Source organism: Gammaproteobacteria bacterium (ex Lamellibrachia satsuma) (assembly GCA_019623805.1).
Lineage (GTDB): Bacteria > Pseudomonadota > Gammaproteobacteria > Chromatiales > Chromatiaceae > QGON01.
In genome coordinates this window covers 794229-810322 of the sequence record CP053680.1, presented here as the reverse complement: position 1 = coordinate 810322, position 16094 = coordinate 794229, and the positions used below count along the sequence as shown (strand labels likewise).

The window sequence follows — 16094 nt, the reverse complement described above, 5'->3', positions numbered from 1 at the left end:
TACGGATATTATCATGCGACAGATGAGTGGATACCTGATTGGCCTGACACTGTTGCTGGCTGGGCAGAATGCCCAAGCCGAGGCCGCCTGTGTCGTGGTGAAAAAGCTGGGAAATTCACTGGCGATTGAGTGGGTTGCAGGCCAGAATGAGAGCGTGGCCAGCGCGATTAAAAAGGCCAAAGCCAAGCTGCGCGAGCAGGGTTGGCACAAGAAATACCAGGACGCCCATCCCCAGGCCAACACCATTCTCTCCCACGCCCATGTGGTCATAGTACAAACCGACTACAAAAGTGCCATCGGAAAACCCAGAACCAGCTATGGCTGTGGTTATAGCGCTGGGTCTGCGGCTCAGGCGGAGCAAGCGGCACTAAAGGATCTGCGTAACTACTCCTGGGGCTGGAAACCGGAGTTTGGCTACAAGGTATTAAAACAATTCAGTTATTGAGTAGAGGTAACCTCTCAATGACCATTTGCATGTAGGGTGCGCTGCGCGCGCCCGGGTAACCTGCCTACTTTGCGATTCACCCTCTACGGAGTTTTCGGGCCGGGAGCCGCTTCCACATGTTTATCTTAAAGTTCCCCCACCACCTGACGATATATGAGGAAACTCAATTCTCTAGTGAAACGGGAGTCAGGAGATGGCGATAATTCTTGCGGTGGATGACCAGAAAGTGATGCGGGAACTGGTGCGGGGTGTGCTTGAAGATGAAGGCCACGAAGTGTTGCTTGCGGAGGATGGCATGCAAGCAATGCAGGTAGCCCGCGACAATGCTGTTGATCTGGTACTGAGTGATATCAATATGCCGAATATGAACGGAATCAGTCTTGTCAGCAAACTGCGCCGTCTGGATCACTATGCGGAGACGCCGATCATCATGTTGACCACCGAAAGCGCGGATTTCAAAAAGGATAAAGCCAAGCGCATGGGTGCCAACGGCTGGTTGCAGAAGCCCTTCGACCCCAAACGCCTGCAAAAAGCGGTGAATACCATGTTGGCAAAAACGGGCCATGTGCTGCCGGCCCGCAGCTGATGGACCCCCTTCATTGATGCCAGCTGAATTACCCGGCTAATTGCCGGGTAAGCGGTCGATTCCTGCTCAACCAACACTATCTACTGTTATTTCTGCGCTACCTTCATCTCTGGGTGGTTCAATTTGATTATTGCCACACCATCGCGATTGGCATTATTAATAAGAAAAAGCTAATATATTAAAATTATTGCCGATCTTTATTTTCGTTTTTTTGCATAGGTTTTTTAGCATGCAGGATCCCACCTCCAGGTCTGACAGTGATCAGGGACGCGTCGAGGTCAAAGAGACTACCTGTTACATGTGCGCCTGCCGTTGCGGCATTCGGGTGACTTTGCGGGATGGTGAGATTCGCCACATCGAAGGCAATCCCGATCATCCGCTGAACAAGGGGGCGATCTGCGCCAAGGGTTCCTCCGGCATCATGAAGCAGTATTCGCCGGCACGACTGACCAAACCGCTGCTGCGAAAGCAGGGGGCAGAGCGTGGCAGTTCTGAATTTGAAGAGATCTCCTGGGAACATGCGTTTGAGCTGATAGAGGGGCGGCTGTCGAAGATCCGCGCCGAAGACCCTAAAAAGTTCGCCCTGTTCACCGGGCGTGATCAGATGCAGGCTCTGACCGGCATGTTTGCCAAGCAGTTCGGCACCCCGAACTACTCAGCACATGGCGGTTTCTGTTCCGTGAATATGGCCGCCGGCATGATCTATACCATTGGCGGATCCTTCTGGGAGTTCGGTGGTCCCGATCTGGATCGGGCCAAGCTGTTTGTCATGATCGGCACAGCGGAGGATCACCACTCCAACCCAATGAAGATTGCGCTCTCGGACTTCAAACGCCGTGGCGGCCGTTTCATCTCCATCAATCCGATACGCACCGGATACTCGGCGATTGCCGACGAATGGGTGCCCATCAAACCCGGCACCGATGGCGCCTTGATCATGGGAATTACCCATGAGCTGATCAAGCAGGGACTCTATGATCGTGACTTCCTGATCAAATACACCAACTCGGCGGAGTTGGTGGTGGATGATCCCAGCCGCGATGATCATGGTCTTTTCCGTCGTTTCGAGATGCATATCGAAGAGGGCTGTTTCGACCCAGAGAACAAGCTATGGTGGGATATTGATCTGGACCGTGAGATATCCACCCATACGCCAGGATCCGATCCACGCCTGATGGGCGAGTTCAAGCTGGAGGATGGAACGCCGGTAAAACCGGCATTCCAGCTGCTGAAGGATCGGGTCGAAGAGTATACGCCGGAGTGGGCCGCGCATATCACCGGTATCCCGGCTGACACCATCCGCCGCCTCGCTCATGAGATGGGGGTGGTGGCCCGTGACCAGAAGATTGAGCTGCCGATCCAGTGGACCGATAGCTGGGGCAACGATCATGATTCGGTGATCGGCAACCCGGTGGCCTTCCATTCTATGCGTGGCCTGGCTGCCCACTCCAACGGTTTTCAGTCGATACGCGCACTGGCTATCCTGATGACCCTGTTGGGTACCATCGACCGCCCCGGCGGCTTTCGCCACAAGGCGCCGTTCCCGCGTCCGATTCCCCCCTGTCCCAAGCCACCTAAAGGACCGGAGGCCGTGCAGCCCAATGCCCCGTTGGATGGTATGCCCTTGGGCTGGCCGTCGAAACCGGATGATCTGTTCGTTGATGAGGATGGCGAGGCAGTGCGCCTCGACAAGGCCTTCTCCTGGGAGTATCCCCTGTCGGTACACGGTCTGATGCACAATGCCATCACCAACGCATGGCGCGGTGATCCCTACAAGATCGACACCCTGCTGCTGTTCATGGCCAATATGGCGTGGAACAGCTCCATGAACACCGAGAATGTCCGCAAGATGCTCACCGACAAGGATGAGAACGGGGAGTACAAGATCCCGTTTCTGATCGTTGCCGATGCCTTCCAGTCTGAGACAGTGGCGTTTGCGGATCTGGTACTGCCGGACACCACCTATCTTGAGCGCCATGACGCCATGTCGATGCTCGACCGGCCGATCTCCGAGTTCGACGGGCCGGTGGATTCGGTGCGCATTCCTGTGGTGCCGCCCCGTGGCGACTGCAAGCCGTTTCAGGAGGTGCTCATCGAGTTGGGATCCCGTCTCGGCCTGCCCGCATTTGTCAAAGAGGACGGCAGCCGCAAGTTTCGAGACTATCCCGATTTTGTCGTCAACTATGAGACCTCGCCGGGTTCCGGCATCGGTTTTCTTGCCGGTTGGCGCGGCAAGGGTGGCGAGAAGTTCCTCAAGGGTGATCCCAATCCCCGGCAGTGGGAGATGTACAAGGAGAACGGCTGCGTCTACCACTATGAGCTGCCAAAGTCCTATCAATACATGCGCAACTGGAATCGCGGCTACCTGGAGTGGGCGCGGGCTCACAGCATGACCCGCTACGCAGAGCCCATTACGATCCACCTCTACTCAGAGGTGTTGCAGCGCTTCCGTCTGGCGGCCCAGGGAAAGTGGCCAGGCCGCATACCGCCGCAGCGTCTGCGCAAACGGATCCAGGATAATTTCGATCCGCTGCCGTTTTACTCCGCGCCGCTGGAACACAAGCTGGTGGATACCCATACCTATCCGCTGAATGCCCTGACCCAGCGGCCGATGGCGATGTATCACTCCTGGGACTCACAGAATGCCTGGCTGCGGCAGATCCATACCCACAATTACCTGTTTGTGAATCCCCGCACCGCAGAGGCCAATGGTTTTGGCGATGGGGACTGGATCTGGATCGAATCGCCAACCAACAAGGTGCGCTGCATGGCCCGTTTTTCCGAAGCGGTGGAGCCGGGCACGGTTTGGACCTGGAATGCCATCGGCAAGGCAGCGGGCAGTTGGGGCTTATCTCCCAAGGCGAATGAATCCCAGAAGGGCTTTCTGCTCAATCACGTTATCTCTGAAGAGCTGCCGCCCTGTGAGGCGGGGGATCATATGTCCAACTCCGATCCTGTCACCGGACAGGCGGCCTGGTTCGATGTGCGGGTGAGGATCTACCCGGCGGAGGCTGGAGAGCCAGAGGTAACTTCGCCCCAGTTCAAGCCGCAGAAGAGAGTGCCGGGCCAGGATCCGAAGCGTGGCAAGTGGCAGGCATTCGTGGCGGGTGCTTTTCGTAAAAAGACGAAAATTCAGGAATGAAGAAGCAGGAACGTATAGACGGTTAATGTTATGACTCAACTCGCACTGGTTATCGACCTCAATGTCTGCGTGGGCTGCCATGCTTGTGTGACCTCCTGCAAGGAGTGGAATACTTCTGGTTGGGCCGGGCCCATGACCGATTTACGCCCCTATGATGCCGATCCTACCGGTGTCTTCTTCAACCGGGTGCAGACCTATGAGGCGGGCGTGTTCCCGAACACCGAGACCTACCACTTTCCGAAATCCTGCCTGCACTGTGAAGATCCCCCCTGTGTGCCGGTCTGTCCCACCGGAGCCTCCTATAAACGGGAGGATAATGGCGTGGTACTGGTGGATTACGACAAGTGCATCGGCTGCAAATATTGTTCCTGGGCCTGCCCCTACGGCGTTCGCGAGTTCGACGAGCAGCAGAAGGTGATGAAGAAGTGCACTCTCTGCATCGACCGCGTCACTGACATGACTCTGCCGGAGTCGGAACGCAAGCCCGCCTGTGTACTGGCCTGTCCCACCAGCGCGAGAATCTACGGTGATATCCATGACCCCGACTCTGATGTATCGGTAGCGATTCGTGAGCAGGGGGGATATCCGTTGCAGCCAGAGTGGGGGACAAAGCCCTCGAACCACTATCTGCCACGGCGCAAGACCCGTATCCAGATCCATGAAGACGAACTGGTGCGTGTCGATAATCCGTTGAAGAAAGAAGAGCTGCCGACGCTGCCTGAGGCCGGTGAGACTCTTGACGATGTGGCTTGGTAGGAAGGCTAAAGGTTAAGGAAGCTCTGATTAATTGTCATTTCGAACGCAGTGAGAAATCTCATACCACGGAACCTAGCTATGCGCTTTGTAGCTTGAGATCTCTCCCTACGGTCGAGATGACAGTGACCCAATTTATCAGAGCTTCCTTAAAAAAAGTTTAAGTGCCGGACTTCAGGATCTTTCTGAATTCGGTAAACGGAGAAAACAATGCATCCGGCATTTTCGGTAATATTTCTGACAACGTTGATCGGTGTGGGTCAGGGCCTGTTTCTGGCGCTTTATACCGGCCAACTCTATGCGCTGGCCAATCTGCTGCCAGCGCAGAGCAGTAACTTCTATGCGGTCGGAAGCATGGTCTCTCTGGCGCTGTTGTTTGCGGGTCTGATCGCCTCGTTTTTCCACTTGGGGCACCCTGAGCGTGCCTGGCGCGCGGCCACCCAATGGCGTACATCCTGGCTCTCCCGTGAGGTATTGGCCCTGCCGGCTGCCATGGGACTGATCTTTCTCTACGGTACGGTCCATTTTTTCGATCTGACGAAACCGCTGTTTGTTATTTCAGGCACACTGCCGGTTGATTTCTCCCTGATTATCGGTGGTCTGGGCACACTTGCAGTTTTTGGCCTGTTTCTCTGTACCGCAATGATCTATGCCAGTCTGCGTTTCATCAAGGCGTGGTATTCACCGCTGACAGTAGCGAATTTTCTGTTTCTCGGAATTGCTTCAGGGTTCATGCTGGCAGCGGCTTTCTCCGCCTATCAGGGGACTTCACTTGTTGGTTTCTATGGCACTTGGGCGGTAATTGCGACTCTGTTCGGCCTGCTGACCCGTGTTGCTACCCTCTACCGGAACGGTCAGTTCAGATGCAAGGTTGATTTAAAGTCGGCCGTGGGTGTTCACCACTCCCAGCTGGAGCAGAAGGCCCAGGGTTTCATGGGTGGATCATTTAATACCCGTGAGTTTTTCCACGGTAGATCCCAGAGATTGCTGAACCTGATCCGGTATGCATTTCTGCTGATGGTGTTTGTCGTGCCCGTGATTCTGATTCTGCTCGCTTACGCACTGGAGTCGGAAACCTTGCCGTTGCTGGCCTTCGGGATCCAATACCTCGGCCTGATTTTGGAACGTTATCATTTCTTTACCGAGGCGCAGCATCCGCAGAATCTCTACTATCAGAGCATGGCGTAGCAATCTGGCAATATTTGACTGACTTGATGTGAAGAGAGGTGAAACCATGAGGCGAGCAGTAAAAGTCTTCATTCTGTTCTTTCTTGGCCTGCAGAGCCTGCCGGCCAGCCCTGATGTTGTAGTCCTCGTGCATGGTTATCTGGGCAGCGCATCGTCTTGGGAGAGCAGTGGCGTCAATGCGATTCTGGCTCAAAACGGCTGGCAGCGTGCAGGCCTTGCCACTCCTCAGGGAATTCTTCCGGGATCGGGAAGCAACGCCGTCAATAAGGTCTACCCGGTTGAGTTGCCGTCTCTTGCGCCAATTGCGGTACAGGCGAATCTTCTGGGTGACATGATCTCTACGATCTCTGCCCGGCATCCTGACGAGTCATTGATCCTGGCAGGTCATTCCGCCGGCGGAGTGGTGGCAAGAATGGCGCTAGTTCAAGACCGGGCTCCCAAGGTCAAGAGACTGATCACCATTGGGTCGCCTCATCTCGGTACTATTCGTGCGGTGCAGGCCCTGGATGCGACAGACAGTTCCGGGCCCTTTGGCATTATCAAGGATTTCTTTGGGGGGGATCTCTACGATCTGGTCCAGGACTCCTGGGGTGTGTTGATCGATCTGACACCAGCCCAACCCGGTAGTTTGCTCTACTGGTTGAATGCCCAGCAGCATCCGGATATCGACTATATCTCAGTGATTCGTCCGGGGCCGGTGGGTATTGGAGATGAAATGGTGCCTGTCTTCAGTCAGGACATGAATAATGTTCCCGCTCTGGCAGGTAAATCCCAGCGTTTCGTTGTGGCTGCCAGTCATGAGCTACAGCCGGCAGATGGGGTGGGACTGGTGAATATTCTCAACAAGGAAGATTAACGCAGCGATCACGGGAACTTTTTTCAACCTGCGTGGGCATATGCAAACGCATACGGTACCCTGTTCAGCCATTTGCCGGAGTGCTGCATAGCCAGCGCTAAGCTTGCGATGGTGTGGCGAAGTGGTACGGATGAAGGGAAACTGGGGTATTATGCGTATGCGAGTCGATTTTAGGGGCTGGGATGTCCCAAAATCTTTCATGAGGTAGTGACTTTCTGACGTGGTGTTTTCCTGCTACAGAGGGATAAAAATGTGTGTGTAATTAGCTTCTTGACTTAAACTAGAAAATTTCTCCACTAATCGGGATATTATATAAAGTTATGCCCGTGTTATTTTTTGGCGCAGAGGATACTGCGGGAGTGCTGGACGGCTAGATGAACGGATAGTCCGGGAGTACATCCAGATCAGGAGCAAGAAACGCCAGAAGTAAAGAAAAGCTATTGGCTGCCGATTAATGAATATGCTACGAAGATAAATGGTTGACGGTTGATTTTATTTCTTGTTGGGGAAAATAGTTGTGTGTGGAATAGCAGGTATCGCTGGTAAATTGGCAAATGGAGAAGGGGGTCTCAGGCTGCTAGTACACCGCATGATTTCTCAGATCACTCATCGCGGTCCTGATGACGAAGGTTATTTTTCTGATTACGGTATCTGTCTGGGGCATGCGCGTCTAAGCATCATTGATCTGGATAGTGGCCATCAGCCCATTGCGAACGAAGACAAGTCGATTCACGTTGTTTTTAACGGTGAGATTTTCAATTACATTGAGTTACGCTCAGATCTCATAAAGTCAGGACATCACTTTTCGTCCCATTCCGATACCGAAGTGATTGTCCATCTTTATGAAGATTATGGTGAAGACTTTGTACGCTTTCTCAATGGACAGTTTTCCATTGCCTTGTGGGATGCAAACAAGCAGAAACTGCTTCTGATACGGGATCGAGTAGGAATCGTACCGCTCTTCTATACATATTTTAATAACAGTCTGATTTTTGCCTCTGAAATAAAGGCAATCCTCCCGGTGCTCCATTCTTCTCCGAGCATAAATATCCATGCCCTGGACCAAGTAATGACGTTCTGGAATTCCGTAGGGCAGGAAACGATATTTGAAGGGATTTATGCGGTCGAACCTGGAAACATGTTGGTGTTTCAGGATGGAAAGATGACCCATTCTCAATACTGGGAGTGGGAATTTACCGATGCGCATTATGGTGAATCTGACCATGATCTTGCTGAGCAGCTTGAAGGTCTCCTTGATGATGCGACCAGAATACGACTGCGTGCTGATGTCCCTGTTGGTGCCTATTTATCCGGTGGTTTGGATTCGTCAGTACTGACCTCGTTGGTTCATCGGTACAAGAAAGACAATCTGAGAACATTTTCTATCGGCTTTGATGATAAAAGCTTCGATGAAAGTGATTATCAAAAGGAGATGATCGAGTACTTGGGAAGTGATCATAGCCACCTTTCATGCACATACCGGGACATATCTGAAAATTTTTTGCAATCTGTCTGGAATATAGAATCGCCGATTTTAAGGACCGCACCCGTGCCAATGGGCTTGCTCTCCGGCATGGTCAGAAAACAGGGATATAAGGTTGTATTGACCGGAGAAGGTGCTGATGAGGTATTTGGTGGTTATGACATATTCAAGGAGACGAAGATCCGTCAGTTCTGGGCGAAAAATCCGGATTCCTCTTTTCGCGCAGCATTGTTGAAGAGACTTTATCCCTACCTAAATATTTCCCAGCCTCAAGCCTTGGTTTACCTGAAAAACTTTTTTGGCGCAGGCCTGGATGAACCGAACTCTCTCTTTTTCTCCCATATTCCAAGATGGCTGACTACTGCGAAGACCAAAGAGTTTTTTTCAGAAGATATCAATGCCCAGCTTTCTAAGTCGGCTGTCGATTCGATGAGCGAAAGGTTCGCACCGGCAATGACGAATTTGGACGCCTTTCAGAAGGCTCAGTTTATTGAGTCCCGGATGCTGATGCCTGGATACCTTCTCTCTTCTCAAGGGGACAGGATGTTAATGAAAAACTCGGTGGAAGGACGCTTTCCGTTTCTTGACCATAGGGTTATCGAGTTTGCCAACGGCATACACCCGACAAAGAAGATGAAAGTTCTGAATGAGAAATATCTGCTTAAGTTTGCCATGCGGAAACATGTACCTGAGAAGATCATTAATCGCTTCAAACAGCCCTATAGGGCGCCGGATATCCCAGCTTTCTTCAGTGATGATGGTGAGTCGGATGTCACGGAACTATTAGGGACTGATTATATAAAGAAATATGGGCTTTTTGACGATAAAAAGGTGTCGCGTCTAATTGAGAAAATCCGGCGTGGACGTGCAACGAGTTACAAAGACAATATGGCGTTAGTCGGTATATTGTCTACCCAGGCTACCAACTACCTGTTTCTAGACAAAATGGGTAACAGAGAAACAATTGTTGAACATTTAGGAGGGCAATATGGCCATTAGAGAAGAACTTAGGAATTATGTATTGGATAACTACCTGTTTACCGATGACCAGTCAAAGCTGAAGGATGGTGATTCATTTCTTGAAACCGGCATTCTGGATTCAAATGGTGTAATGGAGGTTATCTTTTTTCTGGAAGATGAATATGGTGTGAATGTCTCGCAGGAAGAGATGATTCCTGAGAATCTGGATTCCGTCTCCAGAATTGTAAAATTCGTCGAATCGAAGAATGGATAGCTCCCCTCATCCTGAAAATTCGAATTTAGCATGGGTATTAGTCAATAATGCCCATGCGTATCTTAACTCTGATGCGGTTGTTTCCGGCAGTCGTCGGATAACCTATGCAGAGTTATTAGGAAATATCGGTCAGATAAAGGACTACCTGACAGAACGTGATATACAAAAAGGGGCGCGAGTTGCTCTTTATCTTGCCAATTCACCGGAATACATCGCGCTTTACTATGGGGTGCTGGCCGCAGGGGGTACTGTAGTGCCTTTGAATACCGGCGCAAAATCAAGGGATATCAAGAACTGGGTCGGACATTCTGAATCTGACTGGTTCTTTTTTGATGCTGGCAACAAGGAGGCTCGTGCGGCGATTCCAGATGTAGGAGAAAACGTGCGCTGTGTGGCAATAGGCGGCTCCTCTTCTGTAGAGAACGGTTGGTTCGACTGTATCGAAACAATTACGGCTGAAGGCAATTCATCAGTTGACGTTGTTGACACTGACGAACGGGATATCGCTATGATCATCTACACGTCAGGTACGACAGGCAGACCCAAAGGTGTGTCACTTACCCATGGCAATCTGAAATCAAATTATGATGCGATAATAATCGGTTTGGCATTATCCATGTCAGATAGGGTTTTGAATGTTTTGCCATTCTATTATTCTTATGGAAACTCTGTTCTCAATACTCATCTGCTGACCGGTGGGTGTCTGGTATTGGAGAACAGCATGATGTACCCGCAGCTGATAGTGGATAAGTTTGATCAGGAAAATATCACCGGCTTCTATGGTGTGCCATCCACCTACGCCATTTTGTTGAGAAGAACGAAGCTCAAAGAAGCAAATTTCGCTTTATTTCGTTTTATGGCTCAAGCGGGCGGGCCTATGCCACCTGCACATGTAAATGAACTGAAGCAATTAATCGGTGACACGGACTTTTATGTGATGTACGGGCAGACGGAAGCCAGCGCAAGATTAACCATTTTAGATGCCGGGAAGCTGGATGAAAAGCTGGGGTCGATAGGCATGGCGATCGATGGCGTGTCTATCGAGGTAAGAGATAAAAATGGTCAGTCTGTAGCAAGTGGTGTAACAGGAGAGATTTGCGCCTACGGAAAAAATATTATGCCGGGTTATTGGAGAGATGAACCTTTAACCAACAGTGTTTTGGCGGCGGGCTGGCTGTATACCGGTGATCTTGCACATACTGACGATGAAGGCTTTCTCTATATTGATGGTAGGGCTTCCGACATGATTAAATCCGGAGCTAATAGAATCAGCCCAAAAGAGATTGAAGAGGTAATTGCAGAGCTTCAGGGCGTTGCTGAGGTGACGGTGGTCGGGCTGCCTGACGAATTAATGGGTGAGGTGATCAAAGCATTTATTGTTCTTGCACCGGATACTGAATTGGACCAGAGAATGATCCAGTCTTATTGTTTGAAAAACTTGGCTAATTATAAAGTGCCAAAGCAAATTTCCTTTATTGAAGAGCTTCCAAAAACCCAATCAGGGAAGGTGAAGCGTTACCTCCTCAAGGAGTATTGATTATGAGTACACAAGACATGAATAACCCTTTCAAAGGGGCTCTGGACTTCGACAAAGAAAAAGAAGTTGAGAAGATATCAAATGGCATCAAGACGGCTTTACGCGATAAAGTCAAGAGAAGAGGGCTTGTGGTTGCCGTCTCTGGAGGAATTGACAGTTCCGTTTCGCTGGCATTGAGTGTCAAGGCGCTAGGGGTCAATAAAGTGTATGCACTGCTGCTTCCAGAGAAGGACTCCTCGGGTGAAACCGGTGACAGGGGGCTTGAACTGGTTAAGCACTTCGGTGTCGATTATGAAGAAAAAAATATCGCTTCAACATTGGAAGCGATAGGCTGTTACAGTGAGCGGGATGCGGCAATCAAACGGGTGATACCGTCTTATAACGATGAGTGGAAATCAAAGATAGTCATTACTGGTGGCCTGGACGGACGTTTTAACCATTTCCTTCTTGTTGCTCAGGCACCGGATGGAACCATGTACGAGGAGCCGCTCCGTCTAAAGGAATATATGCAGATAGTCGCAGCGACCAACTTCAAGCAGAGAATCCGAAAAACCCTTGAATACTATCATGCGGATAGGCTTAACTACGCGGTAGTGGGTACGCCTAACAGGCTGGAATACGATCAGGGTTTTTTTGTGAAAAATGGCGATGGCTCTGCTGATATTAAGCCGATTGCGCATCTCTACAAGACTCAGGTTTATGCCATGGCTGAGCATTTGGGGCTACCTGAAAGTATTCGAAATGCACCACCTACAACGGACACCTACAGTCTTTCGCAGTCGCAAGAAGAATTTTATTTCGCGCTTCCTTACCAAAAGATGGATATCGCGCTTTGGGCATTAAATAAAGGCATGAAGGCAGAAGATTTGGCTGTGGAGCTTGGGGTGACGCCAGAGCAAGCTGAGTACGTTTATAAGGATATTGAGGCCAAAAGAAAGACAACTGCAAGTCTACATCTTAGGCCACAGCTTATGGAGCAGGTTAAAGAGATCCATGTCTAACCCAGATTGATGGCGATGAAATATTCGGTAAAAAAAGCGGACCTCAAAAAGGACAAAGAGGTAATAATCAGGTTCTGGAATGACAACCATGATCAGAATAAGGCACTTGATGCAAAGTTTGCATGGATTTACGAGGGTAATCCGGATGGGGCTGCGCATGTATGGATGTTGATCCATGAAGACGAAAATGAGGTTGTTGGACTGGCCTCTGTTTTTTATAAAGGAGTACTGGTTGGAGAGGTGCCGTACAAAGCCGGAATTGGTGGTGACTTCTTTGTCAGGAAAGAACACCGTTCCCTTGGGCCTGCATTGATGCTGGTTGATACTATCGCTAAGTCAGAGGAAATCGAAGACATTGATTTTTTATATGCATTCCCCAATGATGCTGCAAGACTGATTTTTAGAAGGGTGGGCTACAAAAAGCTTGGTTCATTGGTGGGGCGGGTAAGAGTATTTCAAACAAAAAAATATCTGGTCAAAAAGGGAGTTCCTGAGTCGCTTGCTGGAATAATTTGTCCGATTACTGATTATTTGATGAAAGCCATATCACCTGAAACATGGGATTTCAATTTTGGTCGATATCATTACAAGGTAATTGATGAGCTTGGCTCAGACTATGATGAACTCAGGAGTGGTTTAAATATATATAAATCAGTGGTGGTTCCAAAGAAAAGTTTAGATTATATGAACTGGAAATATGGTCTCGACCCTGATCAGAAAAATGAGTTTTTCTGTTTATATAAAAGGGAGGATGACTCCTTGGTTGGGTGCGTTGCATTCAGTGTTTCAGATGGTTTTGCGGAAATACGTGACTTGGTTGTTAATGATGAGTACCCGACGTTGAATGACCTGATACACCGGTTTCTGGAATATTCTAGAAAACTGGATGTTCGGGGTGTCAGATACGTCCTGCTTGAGAACAGCAGAATAGAGAAGGACTTGTCTCGATTTGACTTTTTCCCTCAAAAAAATCGGAGAGACGTGGTTGTTTTGGTAAAGAATAAAGAACTGCTAACCAATGAAGTCTCAATTTTGGATAGAAAAAGATGGATATTTTTTAATACGGATCAAGATACATGATTACTATGTTTCAGGAGTATTAACAGTTGGTTCAATCGGTATCCGCTTATCTGTATCGATGAGTTCAATGTTTAGTCCGCTGCCTATATAGAAAAAGGAAATAAGTTCATTACAAAAAGCCTCTCCTTTCTCCGGCGGAAGAGTGGCCAGTCCTCCCTTTGACTTCATTTCTTCTGTGGCCTCGCCGACATCGTCACTCATCATGCCAATATGGTGCAGTCCTTCTCCCTTTTTAAGAAAATTAACCAATGGCGAACTGCTGCTTCCTGGTTCGATCAATTTAATATCAAGTGAGTTATCCTTGGAAAGGAATTGAACATTGACATCCTGCTTAGTATTTAAAACCTTGGCAGTGGAGATTTTGTACCCAAGAAAATTGCAGATGCGCTGAGAGGCTTTATCGATAGATTTTACAGCCAGGCATATGTGGTCGATTTGAAGTGTCATGTTCGTTCCTTATTGTACGCTTAAACTATTAACCCGGTGGAAATATACATTGGCTGTGCGGCATACTGAATTTTCAAATGCTGAAAATACTTCGCGATCCTAGCTGGCTTCCTCTGCAACATACGCATATGCGAAATAACCTTACTTATTTCGTTGCTTGTTATTCTTCGCTGGTGCTTTGCTATGAACACCTGCCTTTAAATCGCAATTGAGGTATTCATCTGGATTAAGTTCGGGCGAATAGGCTGGCAGGTAAAACATCTCAATAAGCTCTTCGTGTTCTGCTAACCATGCCTTAACCCCTTTTACATGGGGTACGCATAACTTGTCCAGTATGAGAAATACTTTCCGTTTGGTATCCTTGATCAATCGCTTCATGAAACCAATCAACTGTTTTGCATTCTTACTTCCATCATAAACCTGGAACCGAACTTTACCCTGGTTGGTAATGGCTGAAATCATATTGGTTGAGGGGTGTTTGGCCGATAGTCGGATAACTGGTGTTTTTCCGTTCGGTGCATAGCCGCGACCATGTTGGCTATCCGAACGTAGCCCAGTCTCATCGCCCCAGTAAATCTCGGCACCTTCTTTCTTCGCTTTTCTTCCTGCACTTGAGCAGGGAGTGTGCGCGCATCTTCTGTTTTCATATGCGCATGGTATCATCTCTTATATAGGCGCCAGGTTAATAATAATTAAATCCGGGTTATTCAGCTGGCGAGCCGAAAAATGAGAAGGGATTTTCTCTTTATTTCGGCCACTGAAGAGGAATATGGCCGTTCGGTTTGCAAAAATATTCTACCCTTGAGTTCAGCTGTTTATGAGGGGAGTATCTGTTTTTCTGTGTATATTCAGATTCGCCACTTAGGTCAATATATCATGGTGATTAATTAGATAATCCTTAGTTTATTGATAATTCTTAAAGCGGAGCAGGCTGCTCCGTAGCCGTTGTCTATATTGACAGTAACCAAGCCAGGCGCACAGCTACCGAGTGCAGCATGTAGGGCAAGTTCTCCATCTGAACCGATGCCGTAACTGACTGAGGTGGGTACAGCGATGAGAATGGCGTCTATCAGTCCGCCCAGTACTGAGAAAATGGCTCCCTCCATGCCTGCAACAGCGATGACTATCGGGTAATCCTGTATCTCTTCCACGCGTTCTAAAAGGCGCCATAGACCAGTAACCCCCACATCCTGAAAGCTGCTGGATGTGACGCCGTAGAAGGATAAGGTTCTGGCTGCTTCTGCACAGACAGAAGCATCAGACGTACCCCCACTGACGATGGCCACCCTGGTTTTTCGTGGTATGGGCTTTGGGTCGAGAAAGAAGGCGGTGCTTGATAGTGAGTCGTAATCGAGTTGCATCTGGAGAGATGATGGAAGTGCGTTAAATTTTTCCTGACCTAGCCGGGTTAGAAGGCAGCTGGTGGTACGCTCTTCAAACTGGGTCAGGATATTTGCAATCTGATCAGGCGACTTTCTCGCGCAAAAGACCGCTTCGCTAAGCCCTATTCGCTCCTTGCGCTGAAAATCGAGCACGGCAATAGGATTTTGGTCATGTGGTTTGGACAAAGGCACTCCCCATGCGGTATGGCTCTATAAGGATTGTGTTGGACAGCCCTTGTTGTGCCGCCAAGTGGGCAATGGTGTTTGTCCACAATCTGGTGGAGTCTTTCGTGAGAGAGGAAAGGGTTTCAGTGTCTAGTTCCACGGCGATCCCTTCATGACGGATACGGCAGCGTACCGCTTTTGGTTTTAAAGCACTATGTAGTTTCCGCTCCACCCTATGCACGAAGACTAACTGTTCTGGTTTAATGGTCAGACCAGTCTCAATCCTGCTGGAAAGACAGGGAGAAGCGGGTAATTCAGCTATCTCATCATAGCCCAAGTGGTGGCAGATTCGTCGGATCGCTGACTTATCGATACCACACTCCACAAATGGATGGATGACATCAAAGTTTTCAGCTGCTTTCAGCCCGGGGCGGTAATCGGAAAGGTCATCCATATTGGTGCCGGAGAGAATCGTACCTTCCATATGACTCGCCAAGGTGCTGTAAAGACTGCTCTTACAGTGAAAACAGCGGTTGTATGGGTTGCTAACATAATTAGAATTTTGGAATTCACCGGCATCAACAAATTCTAACTGCCAGCCTTCATGTTTGCCTACCTCGCGCACACGGTTAGTGGAATCATCAGGCACAGCGTGAGAGACCGCATGAAAAATGGTTGCCTGCCTGCCAAGCGCACGGCCGGCCAGGAGGGCTAAGGTCATACTGTCCACGCCGCCGCTAACAGCCACCTTGACATGATGTAGGCGATGCAATAATAAATTCAGATCAGAGATCT

Annotated in this window: 14 protein-coding genes and 1 pseudogene; 11 read left to right on the top strand and 4 right to left on the bottom strand. The window is 49.3% G+C overall.

Features of this window, described 5'->3' with window-relative positions; all coding sequences use genetic code 11:
- Window positions 1–13 precede the first annotated feature (13 nt).
- The 11 genes from HPY30_03580 (at window position 14) to HPY30_03530 (ending at window position 13305) form a co-directional block, all read left to right on the top strand.
- Entirely contained in the window at window positions 14–445 is a 432-nt protein-coding gene (locus tag HPY30_03580) for a hypothetical protein (GenBank protein QYZ65152.1), read from the top strand.
- A 193-nt stretch (window positions 446–638) separates the two neighbouring features.
- Window positions 639–1031: a response regulator gene (locus HPY30_03575; protein ID QYZ65151.1), complete on the top strand. Its 393-nt coding sequence runs from the start codon at window positions 639–641 to the stop codon at window positions 1029–1031.
- A 229-nt stretch (window positions 1032–1260) separates the two neighbouring features.
- On the top strand, window positions 1261–4173 hold the full coding sequence (soeA, locus tag HPY30_03570) for a sulfite dehydrogenase subunit SoeA (protein QYZ65150.1): 2913 nt from the start codon (window positions 1261–1263) through the stop codon (window positions 4171–4173).
- A 30-nt stretch (window positions 4174–4203) separates the two neighbouring features.
- On the top strand, window positions 4204–4929 hold the full coding sequence (locus tag HPY30_03565) for a 4Fe-4S dicluster domain-containing protein (protein QYZ65149.1): 726 nt from the start codon (window positions 4204–4206) through the stop codon (window positions 4927–4929).
- Window positions 4930–5136: 207 nt separating this feature from the next.
- Complete coding sequence (locus HPY30_03560; GenBank protein ID QYZ65148.1) at window positions 5137–6114, top strand: dimethyl sulfoxide reductase anchor subunit; 978 nt, start codon at window positions 5137–5139, stop codon at window positions 6112–6114.
- Between the two features lie 46 nt (window positions 6115–6160).
- Complete coding sequence (locus tag HPY30_03555) at window positions 6161–6970, top strand: alpha/beta fold hydrolase (GenBank protein QYZ65147.1); 810 nt, start codon at window positions 6161–6163, stop codon at window positions 6968–6970.
- A gap of 526 nt (window positions 6971–7496) precedes the next feature.
- Entirely contained in the window at window positions 7497–9452 is a 1956-nt protein-coding gene (asnB, locus tag HPY30_03550) for an asparagine synthase (glutamine-hydrolyzing) (protein QYZ67888.1), read from the top strand.
- Window positions 9442–9687, top strand: coding sequence for an acyl carrier protein (locus tag HPY30_03545; GenBank protein ID QYZ65146.1), 246 nt, complete (start codon window positions 9442–9444; stop codon window positions 9685–9687). Before asnB ends, HPY30_03545 begins: the two co-directional genes overlap by 11 nt.
- Window positions 9680–11224 carry an acyl--CoA ligase gene (locus HPY30_03540; protein ID QYZ65145.1) on the top strand — a complete coding sequence of 515 codons (1545 nt, stop codon included), beginning with the start codon at window positions 9680–9682 and terminating at the stop codon, window positions 11222–11224. The genes HPY30_03545 and HPY30_03540 overlap by 8 nt, the downstream gene beginning before the upstream one ends.
- Window positions 11225–11241: 17 nt before the next feature.
- Window positions 11242–12225 (top strand): NAD(+) synthase, encoded by a 984-nt coding sequence (gene nadE, locus HPY30_03535; protein QYZ67887.1) that lies wholly within the window; start codon window positions 11242–11244, stop codon window positions 12223–12225.
- A 15-nt stretch (window positions 12226–12240) separates the two neighbouring features.
- Entirely contained in the window at window positions 12241–13305 is a 1065-nt protein-coding gene (locus tag HPY30_03530) for a GNAT family N-acetyltransferase (GenBank protein QYZ65144.1), read from the top strand.
- 3 nt (window positions 13306–13308) lie between these two features.
- Here the strand turns inward: HPY30_03530 and HPY30_03525 are convergent, their stop codons facing one another.
- From HPY30_03525 to HPY30_03510, 4 genes and pseudogenes are all read right to left on the bottom strand, one after another.
- Window positions 13309–13752, bottom strand: coding sequence for a hypothetical protein (locus HPY30_03525; GenBank protein ID QYZ65143.1), 444 nt, complete (start codon window positions 13750–13752; stop codon window positions 13309–13311).
- A 20-nt stretch (window positions 13753–13772) separates the two neighbouring features.
- Window positions 13773–14340, bottom strand: a pseudogene (locus HPY30_03520) (IS630 family transposase).
- Between the two features lie 299 nt (window positions 14341–14639).
- Window positions 14640–15293, bottom strand: coding sequence for a nickel pincer cofactor biosynthesis protein LarB (gene larB, locus HPY30_03515; GenBank protein QYZ67886.1), 654 nt, complete (start codon window positions 15291–15293; stop codon window positions 14640–14642).
- A gap of 10 nt (window positions 15294–15303) precedes the next feature.
- A complete protein-coding gene (locus HPY30_03510) occupies window positions 15304–16092 on the bottom strand; it encodes an adenine nucleotide alpha hydrolase (protein QYZ67885.1) in 789 nt (262 codons plus the stop codon).
- Between the last annotated feature and the right edge of the window lie 2 nt (window positions 16093–16094).